The 19063-nt window shown below is 65.2% G+C and carries 18 protein-coding genes and 1 pseudogene; 1 reads left to right on the top strand and 18 read right to left on the bottom strand.

What is annotated here, in order from left to right:
- Positions 1-4: 4 nt before the first annotated feature.
- The 18 genes and pseudogenes from NKJ37_RS00095 to NKJ37_RS00010 form a co-directional block, all read right to left on the bottom strand.
- On the bottom strand, positions 5-1021 hold the full coding sequence (locus NKJ37_RS00095; RefSeq protein ID WP_023808919.1) for a zinc-dependent alcohol dehydrogenase: 1017 nt from the start codon (positions 1019-1021) through the stop codon (positions 5-7).
- A gap of 12 nt (positions 1022-1033) precedes the next feature.
- Entirely contained in the window at positions 1034-2062 is a 1029-nt protein-coding gene (locus tag NKJ37_RS00090; protein ID WP_023808920.1) for a branched-chain amino acid ABC transporter permease, read from the bottom strand.
- Complete coding sequence (locus NKJ37_RS00085) at positions 2059-2922, bottom strand: branched-chain amino acid ABC transporter permease (RefSeq protein ID WP_023808921.1); 864 nt, start codon at positions 2920-2922, stop codon at positions 2059-2061. Before NKJ37_RS00085 ends, NKJ37_RS00090 begins: the two co-directional genes overlap by 4 nt.
- Positions 2909-3637: an ABC transporter ATP-binding protein gene (locus NKJ37_RS00080; RefSeq protein ID WP_352772150.1), complete on the bottom strand. Its 729-nt coding sequence runs from the start codon at positions 3635-3637 to the stop codon at positions 2909-2911. Before NKJ37_RS00080 ends, NKJ37_RS00085 begins: the two co-directional genes overlap by 14 nt.
- A complete protein-coding gene (locus NKJ37_RS00075; protein WP_023808923.1) occupies positions 3634-4362 on the bottom strand; it encodes an ABC transporter ATP-binding protein in 729 nt (242 codons plus the stop codon). Before NKJ37_RS00075 ends, NKJ37_RS00080 begins: the two co-directional genes overlap by 4 nt.
- A gap of 25 nt (positions 4363-4387) precedes the next feature.
- Positions 4388-5695: an ABC transporter substrate-binding protein gene (locus NKJ37_RS00070; protein ID WP_023808924.1), complete on the bottom strand. Its 1308-nt coding sequence runs from the start codon at positions 5693-5695 to the stop codon at positions 4388-4390.
- Between the two features lie 63 nt (positions 5696-5758).
- Positions 5759-6577 carry an SDR family NAD(P)-dependent oxidoreductase gene (locus NKJ37_RS00065; protein WP_023808925.1) on the bottom strand — a complete coding sequence of 273 codons (819 nt, stop codon included), beginning with the start codon at positions 6575-6577 and terminating at the stop codon, positions 5759-5761.
- On the bottom strand, positions 6577-7467 hold the full coding sequence (locus NKJ37_RS00060; RefSeq protein ID WP_031212335.1) for an intradiol ring-cleavage dioxygenase: 891 nt from the start codon (positions 7465-7467) through the stop codon (positions 6577-6579). Before NKJ37_RS00060 ends, NKJ37_RS00065 begins: the two co-directional genes overlap by 1 nt.
- Positions 7468-7477: 10 nt before the next feature.
- Positions 7478-9232, bottom strand: a complete 1755-nt coding sequence (locus NKJ37_RS00055) for an FAD-dependent oxidoreductase (RefSeq protein ID WP_352772146.1) — start codon at positions 9230-9232, stop codon at positions 7478-7480.
- Positions 9232-10281, bottom strand: coding sequence for a branched-chain amino acid ABC transporter permease (locus tag NKJ37_RS00050; RefSeq protein ID WP_023808928.1), 1050 nt, complete (start codon positions 10279-10281; stop codon positions 9232-9234). The genes NKJ37_RS00055 and NKJ37_RS00050 overlap by 1 nt, the downstream gene beginning before the upstream one ends.
- A 7-nt stretch (positions 10282-10288) precedes the next feature.
- Positions 10289-11152, bottom strand: coding sequence for a branched-chain amino acid ABC transporter permease (locus NKJ37_RS00045; protein WP_352772144.1), 864 nt, complete (start codon positions 11150-11152; stop codon positions 10289-10291).
- Positions 11153-11219: 67 nt separating this feature from the next.
- A pseudogene (locus tag NKJ37_RS00040) lies at positions 11220-11921 on the bottom strand (ABC transporter ATP-binding protein).
- Positions 11921-12637, bottom strand: coding sequence for an ABC transporter ATP-binding protein (locus tag NKJ37_RS00035; protein WP_352556029.1), 717 nt, complete (start codon positions 12635-12637; stop codon positions 11921-11923). The pseudogene NKJ37_RS00040 and the gene NKJ37_RS00035 overlap by 1 nt, the downstream one beginning before the upstream one ends.
- A 59-nt stretch (positions 12638-12696) precedes the next feature.
- Entirely contained in the window at positions 12697-13971 is a 1275-nt protein-coding gene (locus NKJ37_RS00030; RefSeq protein ID WP_352581656.1) for an ABC transporter substrate-binding protein, read from the bottom strand.
- Between the two features lie 27 nt (positions 13972-13998).
- The gene (locus NKJ37_RS00025; RefSeq protein WP_352581655.1) at positions 13999-15063 is read right to left on the bottom strand and encodes a maleylacetate reductase; all 1065 of its coding nucleotides are present in this window, start codon (positions 15061-15063) and stop codon (positions 13999-14001) included.
- Positions 15060-15719, bottom strand: coding sequence for an alpha/beta hydrolase (locus NKJ37_RS00020; protein WP_352443267.1), 660 nt, complete (start codon positions 15717-15719; stop codon positions 15060-15062). The genes NKJ37_RS00025 and NKJ37_RS00020 overlap by 4 nt, the downstream gene beginning before the upstream one ends.
- On the bottom strand, positions 15716-16675 hold the full coding sequence (locus NKJ37_RS00015) for a VOC family protein (protein ID WP_352581654.1): 960 nt from the start codon (positions 16673-16675) through the stop codon (positions 15716-15718). Before NKJ37_RS00015 ends, NKJ37_RS00020 begins: the two co-directional genes overlap by 4 nt.
- Before the next feature lie 3 nt (positions 16676-16678).
- On the bottom strand, positions 16679-17584 hold the full coding sequence (locus NKJ37_RS00010; protein ID WP_352581759.1) for a dioxygenase family protein: 906 nt from the start codon (positions 17582-17584) through the stop codon (positions 16679-16681).
- Between the two features lie 93 nt (positions 17585-17677).
- On the opposite strand from NKJ37_RS00010, the gene NKJ37_RS00005 reads away from it, so the two are divergent.
- Positions 17678-18628, top strand: a complete 951-nt coding sequence (locus NKJ37_RS00005) for a LysR family transcriptional regulator (RefSeq protein ID WP_023808937.1) — start codon at positions 17678-17680, stop codon at positions 18626-18628.
- Positions 18629-19063 lie beyond the last annotated feature (435 nt).

The following is a 19063-nucleotide window of genomic DNA, read 5'->3' as shown; positions in this document are numbered from 1 at the left end:
CTCCTCAAACAAGGTCCGGCTGGATCAGCACTTTGCATTGCGTTGTGCGGCGGCGAAGGCTCTCGAATATCTGCGGAACCGGTGAGAGATCGATCCGATCGGTGATCAGCGCCTGCGGTGCGAAAGGTCCGCCGCGCAGCGCATCGAGGGCGACGCCGAATTCGTTTCGCTTATGGAAGAAGACCGAGAACAGCAGGTTCACCTCCTTGGTCAGCGCAATGAACGGGTCCCACTGGTCTCCGCCAAGGCAGAGGCCGACCCCGACCACCGTGCCCTGCAGCCGTACCGCTTCGACCGCCGCGCCGATGAGGCCGCGCTTGCCAACGCATTCGAAGACGATATCGGGCGCCCCGCCGCAGAGGTCGGCGAGATTCTCCGCCAGCTTTTCGCCGGAAAGCGCGAAGCCGGTCGCGCCGAGAGCAAGCGCACGCTCGCGCTGATGGCCGTGAATGTCGGCGACGACGACACGCGACGCGCCCATCCGCCGCGCCCAGAAGGCGACGAGCAGCCCGATCGGCCCAGCGCCCAGGATGGCAACCCGATCCCCCGGCTTCATGCCCGAGCGGACGATGCAATGCAGCGCAACCGAGAGCGGCTCGGCCAGCGCGCCATCCTCGAGCGCCACATCGCCGGGCAGGATATGACACTGGCGTGCGGCCACAGTCGCGTATTGCGCATAGCCGCCGCCGATCAGCTCCATCTCGCGACAGCGCGCCGGATCGCCTCGCTCACAGGCCTCGCAGTGTCCACAACCGCGCATCGGCGCGACGGCGACACGGTCACCGATCCGAAGGCCTGTTGCCTCCGATCCGACCGCGACGATGTCCCCAGAGAATTCATGGCCGAGCACGAAGCCTGCCTCGATGCCGAAAGGCACGGGATCCTCGGTGATATGCAGATCGCTGCCGCAGATGCCGCAGGCGGCGACACGCAAGACGACCTCGTCCGGTGCCGGCGTCGGGTCCGGCACCGTGCCGATCCGCAGCGGGACGCCGACCCTATCGAAGATGGCGGCTTTCATGAATCCTCCTCGTCAGCGGTTCGGGTCAACAAGCTTGCGTCGGATCGGGAACCATGGTGCATCCCACCGTTTCGTGATCAGGCCCCAGATGCCCGTCCGGGCGTAGAGCGCGACCAGAAGCGTCATCAGGCCGAGGACAACGAAATAGGTCGCGCCGTATTCGCCGAACCAGCGGTCCGCGATGAAGAAAATCAGGGATCCGATCAGAACGCCCTCGATGGAGCCGATTCCACCGACCATGACGATGAAGATCGCGACGTTCGCCCACATCGGATCAAAGGCCGAACCCGGGGTGATGCGGAGCTGCGCCATGAAATAGATCGCCCCAGCAAGACCGCAGCCGACCGCCGACGCGACGTAGATCAGGAAGCGCAGCTTGACGACATTCACGCCCTGGCTCGCGGCCGCGCCCGGATTGTCGCGCATGGCGATCAGCGCAAGGCCGAAGCGCGAGCGAAGCAGCCAGTAGCTGCCGCCCAGCGTGACGAGCAGCATCCCCGCGCAGAGCAGCGACATGGCGACATTCCGCTCGAAGGCCGAATAGTCCTTCATCACGCGAAGCGACATGCCCGCGCCGGAATTGACGAGCGGCAGGTTCGAGGCGGTCAGCCGAAAAACCTCGGCCACAACCCATGTGCCGATCGAAAAATAGGGGCCATCCAGGCGGTGCAGCAGCAGGTAGATCGGCACGGCCAGCGCGGCCGGCACCAGAAGCGAAAGGAAGACCGCCACAAACGGATTGATGCCGTAAGTCTGCGCCAGCACGAAAAGCGCATAGCCGGCCGCACCCATGAAAGCGTGCTGGCCCACCGAGACGAGGCCGGCATAGCCGGCGAGCAGGTTCCACATCTGCGCGACGGCGATGTAGGAGCACAGCACCAGAATCGACCGGATGGTGCCGGTCGAGGCCCACCACGGCATGGCAGCAACACCGATCATCGCCAGCACCGCCAGCGTCATCGCGATGCGACCGGACCGGGTCTGGCGCTGGACCAGGACCTCGGGCACCTCGGTTGTTGCCACATAGGGGATCGCACTCATGACAATGCCTTTCCGAACAGACCCTGCGGGCGGGTCGCCAGCACGACCAGGAAGACGATATGTCCGGCAAGCACGCCGAAGCCCGGATCGATGCGGAAGCCGATGGCCTGAGAGATGCCGAGGACCATCGAGCCGGCGAAGGCGCCCCATACCGTACCCATGCCGCCGATGATCACCGCTTCGAACGCGTAGATAAGCTGGGCAGGTCCATCGGCCGGCGCAACGGTCGACCGCAGCGCCTGGAAGACGGCCGCAAAGCCGAGGATGCCGACCGCCGCCGCTGTCGCCATCGCATAGACGGCGCGCGGGTTGATGCCGGTCATCGCCGCCGCCTCGACATCGGCCGACGCGGCGCGGAGCGCCCGGCCGAAGCGCGTGCGCTTCAGCGTCAGGTCGAGGCCCCATGTCAGTCCCGTGGCGACCGCCAGCACGATCAGCGGCAGGAGGCCGATATAGATACCGCCGATCTCGATGGACTGGCTCTCGATCCCGTGGCCCGGCAACGACCGGCTGTTCGCGGACCATATCTGGAGCATCAGGTTCTGCAGCGCGATCGACAGTCCGAAGGTCGCGATCAGCGAGGGCAGCGGATCGCTGCCCACCACGCGGTTCAGCACGGCCTTCTGCAGCACCCAGCCCATCAGCACCGCGAGCGGCACCAGCACGATCAGCACAGGCAGCGGTCCCAGACCCCAGGCCGTGGCGATCGAAATGCCGATCAGCGACAAAAGGATCACCAGATCGCCGTGGCTGATGTTGACGATCCGCATGACGCCGAACATCAGCGCCATGCCGAGCGCATACTGGGCATACATGCCGCCCAGCAGGATCCCCTGCACCAAGGCGTCAAACCACTCCATGGCCCGCTCCAAAATAGGCTTTGCCGATCTGCTCGCGCGTGATCTCGGCGGACTTGCCGGTCAGGGTCACGCGCCCCTCCAGCATGCAGTAGAGGCGGTCCGAGGCGGTTCGGGCGAGACCGACATCCTGCTCGACCACGATCATCGCCGTTCCAGTGGCGCGGATTTCGGGCAAGGCGGCATAGATCTCGCGGATCACCTTGGGCGCAAGACCGAGGCGGATCTCGGCGCAGAGCAGCACGCGCGGCTGGCAGAGCAGCGCGCGGCCGATGGCCACCATCTGCTGCTGCCCGCCCGAGAGGCTCTGCACCTGCGTGCGGGCCTTCTCCTTGAGGATCGGGAACAGCTGATGCAACCGCGGCAGCGTCCATCCGCCCTTGGCGCCCATGCGCGCGGCCTGGTCGATGGCGACGCGAAGATTGTCCTCGACCGACATGCCGGTGAAGAGGCGGCGGCCCTCCGGCACGATAGCGACGCCCTTCTGCACCATGCGGTCGGTGGCGGTGCCGCCGACCGGCTCGCCGTGCAGCAGCACCATCTCGCGCCCAACCGGGAGCAGGCCCATGATCGAACGCAGGAGGGTGGATTTTCCAGCCCCGTTGGCGCCGATCAGAGCCACGGCCTCACCCTGGTGCAGCTCGATGTCGACGCCGTAGAGCGCCTGGAAGTCGCCATAGCGGGCCAAGAGCCCGTGGGTGGAAAGAACAGCCGTCATACCTCGATCCCCATGTAGACGCGCTGGACCTCGGGCAGCGCGATCACTTCGGCGGGCACGCCTTCGGCGATCTTCTCGCCGAAGTTCAGCACCAGCAGCCGGTCGGCCACCGCCAGCAGTGCGTGCAGCACATGCTCGATCCACACGATGGTGATGCCGCGGTCGCGGATGCGGCGCACCAGCGCCACCAGCGCCTTCGATTCATCGTCGGTCAGCCCGCCCGCGATCTCGTCCAGCAGCAGCAGCTTCGGATCCGACGCCAGCGCGCGCGCCAGCTCCAGCCGTTTGCGGTCGAGCAGCGTCAGAGCGCCGGCCGAGACATTGGCTTTGTCGGAGAGCTCGCAATCGCGCAGGACCTGGGCGCAGAAAGCATAGCTTTGCTTCTCGGACCGGCCGCCGCCGAAAGCAGCGGCGACCAGCAGGTTTTCGAAGGTGGTCATGCCGGAATAGGGACGCGGGATCTGATAGGTCCGCCCGATCCCCATCTGGCAGCGCCGGAAGGGCGGCTCGCCACGGAGCGCCGTGTCGCCGAGCTGGATCTCGCCGCCGGACGCCTTCAAATCGCCGCTGATCATGTTGAACAGCGTCGTCTTGCCCGCCCCGTTCGGGCCGAGGATGCCCAGCACCTCGCCCCGATGTACGTCGAAACTCACCTCATGCAGGACGCGGACAGCACCGAAAGACTTCGACACGCCGTGCGCTTTCAGCAGGATTTCTCTATCCATAGCTCTGCCCGCGTCCCCGCTCATGTCACCAGGCGATCGGCTGAATAGCCTGCTGGGGTGCGAAAAGCTGATTGACCGTGTTGTCGACGATCTTCAGGTCATAGGGCCATTTCTCGCCCTTCACCCACTGGCCGCCGAAGATCGGCGTCTTGCAGATGTTCTTGTGGGGCGAGCCGTCGAACTTGATATGACCGACCAGGGTCTGCAGATCGGTAGCGACCAGAGCGTCACGGTTGGCCGTACGGTCAAGCGGATTGGAAGAGCGCTTCAGGATGTCGAGCGCAACCTCGAGCAAGGCATGCGAATAGCCCAACGGCTGCGTCCACTGGCGCTTCGAATCGACTTCCCATTGGCTGGCGATGTCGCTGCTGACCTGCCCGGTCAGCGACGACTTGAACGGGAAGGCCGGCGTCCACCAGACCTCCGAGGACATGCCGTTGCCCAGAGGACCCATCGCCTCGACGCCGCCTGGAAACAGCAGCGCCGCCGCCACCGTGACCGCCTTCGGCTTGAAGCCCTGCTGGTTGCACTGGGTGACGAAGGTCTTCAGATCGTCGGGATAGGTGATGCCGCCGATGATCTCGCAGCCCTGCTTCTTGAACTCGGCGATCTGTGCGGAAAAATCATTGGTGCGGGGCTGGAAATAGCCGGGCACCACGACCTCGTAGCCGGCCTTGCGGGTCGGCGCTGGCAAGCCATATTCGTCGTTGCCCCAGGTCTCGCCGTCGATGTTCTGCGGGAACAGCATCCCGACCTTCTTGTTGGTCTCCAAATGGTTCCAGAGCCCGACGAAGGTGTTCAACGCCTCGTCGAGGCCCCAGAAGAAATGATAGGTCCAGTCGAAGGTCTGCTTGCCGCCGCCGCGCGGCATGATCACCGCTTGCCAGGGAGCGCCCGAGGAAATGCAGGGCGTTTCATAAAGTTCGGCCTGCTCGGCCGCGGGCAGGATCGTGTCGGTGGTCGAGGCCGGCACGAGCAGATGAACCTCGTCGTTCAGGATCAGATTGCCGGCGATTTCCGATGCCTTGTTCGGATTGGACTGGCTGTCGCGGTCGAGGATCTCGATTTCGTAAGTATTGCCGTCGGCGCATTGCAGCTGGCCGCCGAGCAGGGCGCGGATCTTCTGCAAGGTGTAGCCATCCGTTTCACCAAAAAGGGCGAGCGGTCCGGTCGTCGGGCTGAGGTAACCCAGCTTGATCTTCCCGGCGGTCGCGGCGCGCACATAGGCCGGCATGCCAAGCGTGCTGGCGGCAACGCCGGCTCCAATCCCCTTCAGCACGCTTCGACGGCTGGGCCGCAAGCCCGATTTCACCAGTCTGTTGTAGTAGCTCATCGTCGGTTCCTCCCTGGGTTAAGTTTCTCCGGCCCACGGGACCGGTCTCAGTTCAAAGCGTGTTCAGGTCATCCGCAGCAGCGAGCCGCCATCGATGACGATCAGAGAGCCCGTCACGTAGGAAGCGGCAGGCGACGCCAGATAAAGCGCCAGGCCCTTGATCTCTTCCGGGTCGCCGATCCGACCGAGCAGCGACTGGGCCTCGAAGGCCTCGCGGTCCGCCGGATTGCGCAGCCGACCGCCGGCGATGTTGGTGATGAACGGTCCGGGCAGGATGGCATTGATGCGGATGTTGTAGGCGCCAAGCTCCATCGCCATGTGGCGAACGAGATGGTTCACCGCGGCCTTGGCGGGCATGTAGGGCGTGCCCACGATGCTCTCGTTGATCAGCGATGCAATGGACGACGTGACGATGATCTGGCCGCCGCCATTCGGCTTCATGTGCCGGACGGCATGTTTGATCGTGGTGTAGACCGAGGTCAGGTTGATCTCGATCACCTTGTCCCAGTGCTCGTCGGGCAGGTTCTCGATGGCGCCCTCGGGGTTCCTTTCGCCCGTCGGGGTGTTGAAGCCCGGCCCGGCATCGATCCCGGCATTGGCGAACACGACATCGATCGAGCCCGCCTTCCCGGCGACCTTGTCGAAGGCTGCGGCCATGGCCGCACGGTCACCGACGTCGACAACCTGGCCCCAGACATCGCCACCCACCGCCCTGATCGCGGCCACGGTCGTGTCAAGCCCGGCAGGGTTCAGGTCGAAGATGCAGACCTTCGCCCCGTGCTCGGCCATGATCTCGGCATAGGCCTGCCCGATGCCGCCGGCGCCGCCGGTGACGATCACCGACTTGCCTCTGACATCGAACATCTTCTCAAGTGCGGCCATCAGTTTCCTCCTTTGTGCGACAGCACGAAATCGAACTCCACGTCGTAGAACGGGGCCGCAACCTCGACCCTGGCGGCAGCTTCGGCGTTCTCGACCTTGCGGAATTCGGCGAGCAGGCTCTTCTTCACGCCGAAGACGGCATCTGAATCGATGTACGGGTCGTCCGGGTCGAAGATGTGCGTGGTCAGCGCTTCGAAGCCCTCGGCCTCGACGATGTAGTGGAGATGCGCCGGACGATTGGGGTGACGCCCCAGCGCGCCCAGCAGCTTGCCGACCGGGCCATCATCCGGGATCGGGTAGTATTTGGGCTTCACGCCGCGAAACCAGTAGCGCCCGTCCGTGCCGGTGCGAAAGACGCCGCGCAAGTTGAAGTCGGGCTGGATGCCCTTCTGCTGCACGTCGTAGAAGCCCTCGTCATTGGCCTGCCAGACGTCGATCTTGGCGCCTGCGATCGGCTTGCCCTCGGTATCGAGGATGCGGCCATGCACGAACATGGGCTCGCCCTTCTGGTCGAGGCAGATGTTGGAGCCCATCGGCAGTTCGGGGGCGTCGGCGACGTGGAAGGGTCCCAGCACCGTCGATTCCGAGGCGCCCGACGGCTTGCGGTTGTTGATCGCATCGACCAGCATCGAGATACCGAGAACATCCGACAACAGGATGTATTCCTGCCGCCACTCGTTGCAGATCTGGCCTGTCCGCGTCAGGAACATGATCGCGCCGAACCATTCCTCCTGTGTCGGCTCGATCTCTTTCACCGCCTCGTGCAGCTTGCGGGTGATGACCTCCATCACCTCTTTGAGCCGCTCGTCCTTGGCGTTCCTGTTCCGCGCCACCACGACCTCGGCCGAGTTCGCTTCGGTGAAATAGCCGGATTCGTGTTCGTCGATCATGCGATCCTCCTCAGCGCGCCAGAACGGATTTGAAGATCCGGCGCAGTTCGGCCGCCGGCTCGGCCGCCAGCGTTTCGGAGCGCCAGGCGACGTGGTGGTCGGGACGGACGATCAGGCAGCCGGTGTCGCGGATCTCCCGTGCGCCGGCCCAGTCGCCGGTATGATCCTCGATCGCGCGGCGCGGGCCGATCACATGGCTGCGGATCGGCAGACCGAGCTCCGCGCCCACCGTCTCCGCCGCGGCGACCCACGCCTCTCCGCCAATGCCGGTCAACAGCGTGAACTCGCCATGCCCGCAAAGATCGAGCGTCGAGACCTTCCTGCCCGAGCGCTCGAAGACCCAGACATGCGGCAAGCGCGCGCCCGGCCAGGTTGTCGGCGCATAGTGCAGCTCGCGATCCTTCTCGAAGGCCGGCTCGCGCTGGCCGTCGGTCACCACCGCGCCCGACGCATAGCGCTGGTTCATCTCGACGCCATGGGCGTCGAACTCGTACTTCTTGAAGGCGATGGCCTTGCGGAGCGCCTCGCGCTGCGCTTCGGCGACGGGCGTCGCATCGGCGCGAGCCTCCATGTTCCTCTGGATCTTGTCGTGATCCACGCCGCCGTCCATGCCGAGCGCCTCGAAGATCGGTCCGAATTCGGCGATGGACTGGTTCGCCCGTGTCACGATCTGGCGCGCGATCGGTGCGCGCTCGGCCGAGAAGCTGTCCAGAAGCCCGACCCCCGCCTGCCCCTTGATGACCTTGGCAAGCTTCCAGGCGAGGTTGAACCCGTCCTGGATCGATGTGTTCGAGCCGAGCCCGTTCGAGGGCGGATGCCGGTGCGCGGCATCGCCCATGATAAACACCCGCCCCTTCTGCATGTGCGTGGCGAAGCAGTTGTTCACGGTCCAGGTGTTGGCGCCCAGGAGCTCGATTTCGAGCGCGGGATCTCCGACCAGTTGACGCGCGACGCTGGTGGCCAGTTCCGGCGTCACGTCCGGCGGCGGCTGGTTGATGTCGTAACCCCAGACGATCAGCCATTCGTCCCACGGCCGCACCATGCGAACGAGACCCATGCCGATGCCGCCGACGTCGGCGCCGGGCTGCATGACCCAATAGAGGACGCTCGGCCGGTGGGCGACATATTTCGAGAGATCGGCCCTGAACAGGATGTTCATCGAGCCGCCGACGCCCATCTTGCCCTCGAGCGGCAGGCCCAGATGCTCGGCCACCAGCGAGTTGCCGCCGTCGGCGCCGACGAGGAACTTCGACCGCACGGTGAAATCGTTGCCCGACAGCCGATCGCGGCAGGTCGTGGTCACGCCGTCCGCATCCTGGACATGGCTGACATATTCCGTGCTCATGCGTGCCTGCGTGCCGCGGGCGCAGGCCGACTTGAACAGGATCGGCTCCATGAAGGTCTGCGGCAGATCGTTCATGAAGCAGGGCGACGACAGCAGATGTTCGGCCTTGGAGAGCGGGTGGACGCCCCAGCTCTTCATGCGGCCGATCTCCTCGGCGGCCAGGCTTTCGCAGAACACGTTCTCGCCCATCAGCTCCTGCGGGGAGGCGTGCATCATGGCCTCGGCCTCTACCTCCGGCCCAAGGTCGCGCAGCACTTCCATCGTGCGCTGGTTGGTGATGTGGGCACGCGGCGTGTTCGACAACCAGCGATAGCGATTGACGATCATGTTGGCGACGCCGTAGCTGGACAGCAGCGCGGCGGTGGCCGAGCCGGCTGGGCCAGTGCCGACGATCAGCACGTCGATTTCGATATCCGCCATCAAATTCCTCCCTTGATCTTCGGACCGGTCAGCCTGCGGCGGACCGGAAACAGGTGCAGGCCCTTGCGGGACGCAATCAGCCCCCACAGCCCCTTTGGCGCAAAAAGCATCACGACGACGGCGATGAGGCCGAGCGTCATCAAGTACCAGCTGCCGTAATCGGCCAGCGCCGAGCGCAGCGCGAAGAAGACCAGCACACCGAGGATCGGCCCCTCGATGGTGCCGATGCCGCCGATGACGACAATGAAGATGACGTTGGCGGTCCAGTCGGTGACGGCAAAGGCCGCGCTCGGCGAGATGCGGGCCGTCTGCAGGAAGATCAGCGCGCCGGTCAGCCCGGTGGCGGCCGCGGCGATCAGAAAGACCGCCCATCTGAGCCGGCCGGTATCGACGCCCACCGATTGCGCCGCGTCGACATTGTCGCGCACGGCCGCCAGCGCCAGCCCGAGGCGACTGCGCAGCAGCCAATAAATGCCTCCCGTCACGGCCACGAGCAGCGCCAAAGCCAGCCAGTAGGCCATAACATCGCGTGCCGCGGCCTCGCGGACCCCGAACAGCGCCCGGACCGCATCGGTGCCCAGGATACTGCTCGTCGCCTCGCGCGGCAGCGAGGTGCCGGTGCCGCCACCGAGCGCCTTCCACTGCGCGACCAGCAGTCGCGTCACTTCGGCGATCACCCAGGTGCCGATGGCGAAATAGGCGCCCTGCAAACGGAACGCGAAGAAGGCCGTCGGAACCGCCAGCACCAGAGCGGCAAGGCCGCCCAGCGGGATCGCCAGGACCGGATTCCAGCCGAGCAGGATCACGCCGGCGAACATCGCATAGGCGCCGATGCCAACGAAAGCCTGCTGGCCCACCGACACCAGGCCGCCATAGCCCGCCAGCAGGTTCCATATCTGCGCCAGCGTCAGCATGGTGAGGATGAAGAAGAGATCCTGTATGACGCCACGCGAGGCCACGGCAGGCAGCGCGAGCGCGGCGACGATGAAGATCGGCACGATGATCGCGGTCACGGTTCCGGCGCGGGTGCGGGTTGTCAGTCGATACATGCCGCCCTCAATCCACTGCGCGCGGAAAAAGCCCGCGCGGCTTGAGCAGCATCACGGCCAGGAAGGCGATGTGGCCGGCCAGGATCTGCCATTCCGGATTCAGCGCGGCGCCAAACGCCTGCGCCACGCCGATGATGATCCCGCCCGCGAGCGTCCCCCACAGGCTGCCGAGGCCGCCGATGATCACCGCCTCGAAGGCATAGATCAGCCGCGCCGGTCCGATCGAAGGATCGAAGTTCGCCCGCATGCCGAGATAGAGCGCCGCCAGCGTCACCACGACCATGGCGATCCCGGTGGCGATCGCGAAGATCCGCTTCGGCTCTATCCCCATCAGCCCCGCCGTCACGACGTCGTCCGAAGTGGCGCGGAAGGCACGGCCGAGGGCGGTGTGGTAAAAAAGCCCGTTCAGGGCAATGATCATCACGATCGCCGAGGCAAAGGTCATCAGCGGCATGATCCCCACCGTGACCAGCCCGAGATCGAGCGAGGCCCCCTCCAACGCGCCCACCGGGATGCGGCGGCTGTCGGCGGAAAAGAGCTCGAGCAGCCCGTTCTGCAGGGCAACCGACAGGCCAAACGTGACGAGAAGCGGCGGCAGGATGTCCTTGCCCAGCACGCGGTTCAGAACGGCGGTCTGCAGCAGCCAGCCGAGCGCGAACATAACCGGCATGGCGACCAGAGCGGCGATCCAGGGCGACAGGCCGAGCAACGTGACGCCCATCAAAACCAGATAGGCGGCAAGAATGATGAGGTCGCCATGGGCGAGGTTGACCAGCCGCATAATGCCGAAGACGAGGCTCAATCCCGCTGCGAACAGGGCATAGAGCCCGCCCAGCAGAATCCCCTGCACGAGGGTGTCCAGCCAGATCATCGCCGTGCCACCTCGATCATGCTACAAGAGCACTGCGCGCGCAGACGACGGAGCCTCGGTTCCCGCGTCATGCCGCCACCCCGAAATAGGCAGAATGGATTTCTTCGCGCGTGACCTCGGCCGCCCTGGCGGCCAGCGTGACGCGACCCTCCATCATGCAGTAGACGCGGTCGGCCACCGCCAGCGCCTTGCCGATATCCTGCTCCACCAGCACGATCGCGGCGCCGCCTTCGCGTATCCTGGGAAGGGCTGCGTAGATGTCGCGGATGACGACGGGCGCGAGGCCGAGGCTAATCTCTTCTCAGAGCAGCAATTCGGGGTTCGACATCAGCGCCCGGCCGGTCGCCACCATCTGCTGCTGGCCGCCCGAGAGCGCGGTGCCGGGGCTCTTGCGCCGCTCGCGCAGGATCGGAAAAAGGTCATAGACGGCGTCGAGGCTCCACGGCCCCGGCACCTTGCGCGCCTGCCCGCCGACCAGCAGATTTTCCTCGACGGTCAGCGAGGGGAACAGTCGGCGCCCCTCCGGCACCATGGCAATGCCGCGCTTCATGATCTCGGCCGAAGACAGCGCGCCAATCGGCTCGCCCCTGTGCAGCACCATGCCGGGCTCGTTGCCGATCACGCCCGTGATCGAGCGCATCAGCGTGGATTTTCCGGCGCCATTGGCGCCGATGATCGCCACGCATTCGCCCGCGGCCACGCTGATATCCACACCGAACAGCGCCCGGAACTGGCCGTAATTCGCGGTGAGGCCGCGCGTTTCCAGCATCAGACCTCGAGCCCCAGATAGATTTCGCGAACCGCCTTCGAGGCCATGATCTCATCAGGCGCACCGATCCCGATCACACGCCCGAAATCCAGCACGAGAAGCCGCTCTACCACCGAATTCAGGGCGTGCAGCACATGCTCGATCCAGATGATTGTCGTGCCCCTGGCATGGATCGCCTTGATCGTCGCGACCAGGGCCTTGCATTCGCCCTCCGTCAGACCGCCGGCGATCTCGTCCAGAAGCAGAAGCTCAGGGCCTGTCGCCAGGGCGCGGGCGAGTTCGAGGCGCTTGCGGTCGAGAAGGCTCAGCGAGCCGGCCACGAAATTGGCCTTCCTGAGAAGCTCCGTCTCCTCGAGGATACCAGCGCAATCGTCGACCATCTCGGCCTCGCGTCCGCCGCGGCCGAAGGCGGCAGCGGTCAAGAGATTTTCGAACACGGTCAGCCCCTCGAAAGGCTGCGGAATCTGGAAGCTGCGGCCAACGCCCATGCGCGCCCGCTCCATCGCCGGAGCACGGGTCACGTCGCGGCCGAGCAATTCGATGCGACCCTCATTTGCAAACAGATTGCCGGTGATCAGGTTGAAGAGCGTCGATTTTCCGGCGCCGTTCGGGCCGATAATGCCCAGCGCTTCGCCGCGCGGCACGCTGACGGTCACGGAATCCGCAACCTTCAAGGCGCCGAAGGACTTCGAAACGTTTTCCAGCCTGAGTATCATCACTGTCATCCTTGGGTCGCGCCGAACGAGGGCGGCGGTATCAGCCGCCCTCGGCAGCGTCAGGCCAGGGCTTCCATCTTGCCGGCGGTGGGTATCTGGGAGGCGCCGGCGTTTTCGACGATCACCAGATCGAAGCCGCCACCGGCCTTCTTGCGCCACTGCCCGCCAACGAGCGGCGTCTTGCAGACGTTCTTCGCGGCGAAAGGTGGCAATCCCGCACCGCTCCAGGCCACCTTGCCCACTACCGTCGTCAAGTCGGTGGCCGCTATCGCCGCCGCGATCGCCTCGGCATTGGTTGGATCCGACACGCGGCCCATGACATTGGCCGCCACCTCGAACAGCGAATGGACAAAACCGATCGGCTGGGTCCAGGGACGGCCGGTCTTGGCGGTGAAATCCGCAGCGAGTTCGGCCGAACTCTCGCCCGTCAGCGACGATTTGAACGGATGCGAGGCCGACCACCAGACCTCGGACGAGAGGTTGTGGCCGGCGTCGCCGAGCGTCTCGACCGATTGCGGGAAAAGGATCGCCTTGGCCACCGTCACCGCCTTGGGCTTGAAGCCCTGCTGGCGGGCCTGGTTCCAGAAGGTGGTGAAGTCGGGCGGAATGACCACCCCGGTAACGATCTCGGCATTGGCGGCTTTGAAGGCGTTGACCTGCGCGGTGAAATCGTCCGAAAGGTTCTGATAGCGGCCAGGATCGGCAAGGCTGAAGCCGGCGGCGTCGAGGCCGGGCTTCAACCCATTCTTCGGGTCGCCCCAGGCATTGCCGTCGGCATCGTTGGGGAACAGCCCGCCCACCTTGCCGTTGGTGGAAAGCTGCTTCCACATGCCGGTGTAGACGGCGATGATGTCTTCGAGACCCCAGAAATAATGATAGGCGAAGTTGAAAGGCTTCCACGAGGCCGGATCGGCCGGACTGCCCTGCTGGCCGATGAACCAGGGCTGCCACGGCGCCATCGTCGAGATGACCGGCACGCCCTCCGCCTCGCAGGTGGTGGCCACTGGGTTGGTGTTCTCGGGCGTCGAGCCGACGAGCATCAGGTTGATCTCGTCATCGACGATCAGGCTCTTCGCCACCTCGGCCGCGCGATTGGGGTTCGACTGGCTGTCCTTGACGATGACCTCGAAGTTCTTGCCTGCCTCGGAAGCGAGGAAGGCCTTGATGTTGTAGGCATCGCTCTCCGCAAAGCCGGCGAGCGGCCCGGTCTGCGGCGAAACATAGCCCAGGCGGATCTTGGCGCCTTGCGCGATAGCCGGCGTCGCCAGGCGCGAACCGGCGAGCGCCAGGCCCGTCGCCGCCGAGGCTTTCAGTAGGCTGCGTCTTGTGATCATGTGAAGTTCCTCCCTCTTGTTTTATTCTCAAGCCCCCGGACGGCGTCCCTCCCACGCCGACTGAAGGAGTTCCCTTATCGATCCCGGATCGATGGGCCTTGGATTCGCATAGGCATTCTTGACCGCGATCGCCGCCGCGCGGTCGAGATCGGTCTCCTCGATACCGATCGCCTTCAAGCTCAGCGGAGAGCCGACCGACTGTGCGAAATCCCAGAGCCCGCTGCCCGCCGAGCCACCACCGAATGCGTCGGCGATCGGGCCCAGCAGATCGGGCACCGCCGCTTCGTTGAAGGCGGTCGTGTACGGCAGCAGAATGGCGTGGGTTTCGGCATGCGGCGTGTCGAACGAGCCGCCGAAGACATGCACCAGCTTGTGATGCAGCGCCATCGAGACATAGCCGAGCGCGGTCGAGCAGCACCACGCCGCATAGAGCGCCTGCATCCGCGCCGCGCGATCCCGCGGATCGCCGATCAGCCTTGGAATGCCGTCCCGGAAGGCAACCATGGCATCCCTGCACATCAGCACGATCACCGGATTGCGATCGGGGGCATACAAGGCTTCCATCGCGTGAGCGATCGCGTTCATCGCCGAGGTGACGGTGAGACTGACCGGCAGGCTCAGTGTCAGATCGACGTCGTAGATCACCGTCTCGGGGCGAATGTCCGGCGAGCGGCGAGTGGTCTTCTCGCCGGCCGCCGTCTCGCCGAGGATGTCGGTCATTTCAGAACCGGCATAGGTGGTGGGAATGACCACCTGATCGGCGCCGGTGCGCACCGCAATGGCCTTGCCGAGCCCGGTGGTCGAGCCGCCGCCCAAGCTGACGACCGCCGAAGCGCCGCTGCTGCGGAAGGCGTCGACGGCCTTTTCCGTAACCTCGACGGGCGTATGCATGACCGCGCCGGCAAATATCCCGGCGGCGAGGCCGCCAAGACTTGCGGCCAGTCTTTCCGCATCGCCCTTCTGATGCGGTGTCGACAGCACCATCACCTTGTCATGGCCGAGCCGCCGGACTTCCTCCTCGACCCGAGCCATGGTGCCGGCACCGAAGACCACCCGTGTCGTCAGGCCCGGAAAGGTGAAGCTGTCCATCATCGCGCCGCCTCCATGCGCGGGCCACGCCCGGCCGCGAGGTCGTCGAGCATCGTGCCCAGCATGGCAATCTCGGCGTCCGAGACCTCATGACCGCGGCCCGGGAACAGATCGGCCCGCAGGCTCGCGCCAATCCGGCCCAGCGATTGCGCGGCATCGGCAAACGCCGAGACCGGAATCCAGGGATCGGCATCGCCACCGGAAAGATAGATCGGCATTCCGGCCGGCGCGGCCTCCGATCTTTCGTCCGCCGGAACACCGACACGGCAGCCCGTGAAGGCCGCCAAAGCATCCGGCGGCGGCAGCCCCGCGCAGAGGTATTCGATCGACAGACACGCCCCTTGCGAGAAGCCCGCGAGAAGAAGCGGCAGTCCGGGCAGTTCGGCCCGCGCCGCGACCATTGCGGCCGCAAGGTGGTCGAGCGCGTCGGAAAGCTGCGCCCGGGCGACCGGCGTCAACGGGTCGACGGCACGCGCCTCCCACCACATGCCGTGTGGTGCACGCGGCAGGATAAAGGCCACGGCGGTCGCGGAAAGCCGCGACAGCACATGGGACTGCATCTCTTCGGGCGATTGGCCACGGCCGTGGACGAAGACGCAGATCGCCTTCGCCTCCGGGCCTCTTGGCCCAAGCCGGAGCGGACCGCTGCCTGAACTCACGTGAAATCCGCCTCTTCCAGGCCGACCTGCAATTCGCTCTCACGGTCCTTGAACCATGGCGGGAAGACCAGCGTCTTGCCGATCTGGCCCGGGGGCTCGTCCTTGGCCCAGCCTTCGGGCGTAGTCCAGGCAATTTCGAACAGCGCGCCTCCGGGCGAGCGGACATAGCAGGACTTGAAGTAGTTGCGGTCCTTCTGCTCCGAAATATCGGTGAAGCCGAGACCCTCGATATGAGCGCGCAGTTTCAGCTGGTTCTCTTCGTCGCCGGTGTTGAGGGCGAGGTGGTGGATGGTGCCGCCCGCCAGCGTCCAGGTGCCCTGCGGGCTGTCGCGATCGACAATGACCTCCACGCGCTGCGCGACGCCGGCCGCGTCCGGCACGCGGAACACAAGCCCCTCGTGGTCATCGGCCTCTTTCTCCATCGGCAATGCGATGGTCAGGAAGTCGTCCATGGCGGTGCGGTCCATCACCGCCACCACGGCGCCGTAGATTCCCTTGATGCCGTTGGCCTTGCCGATGCCCTGCGCCTCGTTGGTGATGGGCGCGCGTGGATCCCTGTCGCTTTCCACCAGCTCATGCGGGATGCCGCAGGGATGTGCGAAAGCCGCACGGTCAGCGCCAAAACGCGTGATCTTGATCGCCTCGATACCGCGCGCGTTCAACCGGTCCACCCAGAAATCCGCGGCCCCTTTGGGGATCGACTGCATGATGGTGCGCGACTGGTTGGACCCGCGGCGGCCATAGACGCCCGGCTTGCGGAACGGGAAGGTGGTGATGATCGTCGAGGCATCGCCATTGGGCGAGCCGTAATAGAGGTGGTAGACCGGGATGACGCCGTCGAACAAGACCGTGCGCTTCACCGAATGCAGGCCCAGTGCCTTGGTATAGAAATCAAAATCTTCCTGAGCGCTGTCGGTCGAGAGCGTCAAATGGTGGTAGCCGCTGACACGTGCCATCGGTCATCTCCTCCCAGAGGTTTCGGTTTCGCCCCGCCGCTGTGGACAGAGCACGAGGTTGAGATCGAGCGCGTGCTTCCGTTTTCCTCCGTTGGGCGGCAGCGCGCGGAACTCGGCCATGAGGTCGGGTTTGACCCCGAAGATGGCATCCCGGCCGATCGCAGGGTCCGACCGGTCAAAGATGTGGGTCGTCAGCGTTTCGAAGCCCTCCGCCGAGACGCGAAAATGGATATGGGCCGGCCGCTCGAGGCCAAGGCCAAGCGCTGACATCAATTGACCGACCGGTCCGTCCGATGGCAACGTGTAGCCCTTCGGCTTCACCGTCACGAAGACGAAGCGTCCCTGCGGATCGGTGCGGAACCGTCCACGCAAATTGAATTCCGGCTGCCTGTCGGGTTCCTGGTTCTCGTAGAGACCCTCGGCATTGGCCTGCCAGATCTCGACCATCGCATCGCCGATCGCATCGCCGTCGAGCGCGACGATCCGGCCCGCAACCTCCAGCTGCTCGCCCTTGTGATCGCGCGAGATGTTCGCGCCGAGCGGCATCTCCGGCACGTCGGCCCGGTAGAAGGGGCCGGCCAGGGTGTTTGGGGTCGCCCCAACAGGGCGCGGGCTGTTCTGATCCTCGATCAGCGACGACACGCCCAGGACGTCGGCGAACAGCACCCATTCCTGGCGCCGCGCATCGGCGTAGTGGCCAACCTCGGTCAGAAAATCGATCGCCTGGCGGAACTCCTCGCCCGAGGGTCGCAGCTCGACGATCAGCGCGTGCAAACCGTCGACGGCTGCCTGCGCCGCCGCCGCCAGGCGGGACTGGCCCATTGCCGTCAGGCGCCGTGAGAATTCCTCGGCCTGCGTCGAGATCGCCTTGGGGAATTCATCTCGCTTCGGGTCGTGCTGGCCGTGCATTCCGCCGGGGCCTCCCTTCCCCTTGCCAAGCGGGATAGCACGGCCCGACGCGATGCTTGATGAGATGTGGCGTCCCTTGTATAGCGTTTTGCTATGAAGCTGAACGAGCGCCACCTCATGCAGCTCGCCGCGGTGCTGGATGCCGGCGGCGTGTCGGAAGGAGCCGCCATGCTGGGTCTGACCCAGCCGGCGGTCAGTCGATCGCTGGCCATGCTGGAGGCGCGGGTGGGCGAGCCGCTTTTCCTCAAGGGTCGCCGGCCGCTGCAGGCGACACCGCTCGGCTTCCAGTTGGCGGCGCAGGGCCGCACGATCATCACCGCGTCGCGCAAGGCGTCGGATGCGGTCCAGGGCTTCATGAAAGGCACGAAGGGCGTCGTCCGTGTCGGCGGCGTGCCCTTCTTCATGGATGCGATGATCAGCCGGATGATCGGAGAATTCCAGAAGCTCGAACCCGAGGTCACCGTTCAGCAAAGCTATATGAACCTGCCCGAGATGGTCGCGGCGCTGGAGAGCAACCAGATCGATCTCGGGATCGTGCCGATCGGCGTGCTCGACCTGGGACCCGGCTTCGAATTCACCGAAATCCTGCCCGGACGCAACGTCGTGGCTTGCCGGCCCGACCATCCCCTGCTGCGAAATCGCCGCCTCAGGGCGCATGACCTGACCAGCTTTCCCTGGGTAGCCCCCCTACCCGGCTCTCCGCTGATGTCGGACCTGCAGATGATCCTGATGAGCATCGGCATGTCGGACCTCAACGTCCGCTATTCGGGAGGCTCGCTGATGAGCGTGATCAACTTCCTTGCCGAAACCGATGCGCTGGCGGTGCTGCCATTCTCCGTGGTCTTCGCGCAGCGCAAGGAAAACCGGGTGACGGTGCTGCCCTATGAAATTCCGCAGCCCAGCCGCTCGCTTGGTATCCTGCGCCGGGTCAGCGGACCGCGCTCGCCCGCGGCAGAGCGCTTCGCGGGCCACGTCACGACCGCCTTCGAGAATCTGAAGCACATCATCAAACGGCACGAGAATGCCGTCGTCTGGGGGCGGTAATCCAGCCGACATGGCGCCCCTTACAGCTCCAAGAGCCAGGAGCGGACGTTTGGAGCAGCGAGACGATCGGGCGTCCATTGGCCAGTCTCGTTTTTCCCGAACGGGATCCCGGTTTGAGGAGCTGAAGGGCACGCCGGTGAGCGCCAGTATCAGCGAAGCTGGTTCATGGCGCCTATTCAGCATCGCCAGCAATGAAGTGCGGCTCTCCCACCCCATTCCGTGCAGGAATGGAACTCCCGTGCCTGTATTCGGTTGGGTACAAAGCCGGCGTCCCACACGCGCTGGCAAGGGTGCGCTGAGGTGACAGATACTCGACGACGAAGAGGCCGAAGGTTTGTAAGTGCGAATATCGATCTTGGTTGAGCCTCCTGTCACCGGTTTGCCTTCACCTCACGGCGAGGGTAACTCCGCGCGACCAGATCAGCTAATGTCCTC

The organism is Mesorhizobium sp. M0140, assembly GCF_040322475.1.
Classification (GTDB): Bacteria; Pseudomonadota; Alphaproteobacteria; order Rhizobiales; family Rhizobiaceae; genus Mesorhizobium.
This window is presented reverse-complemented; position numbering and strand designations above follow the sequence as displayed.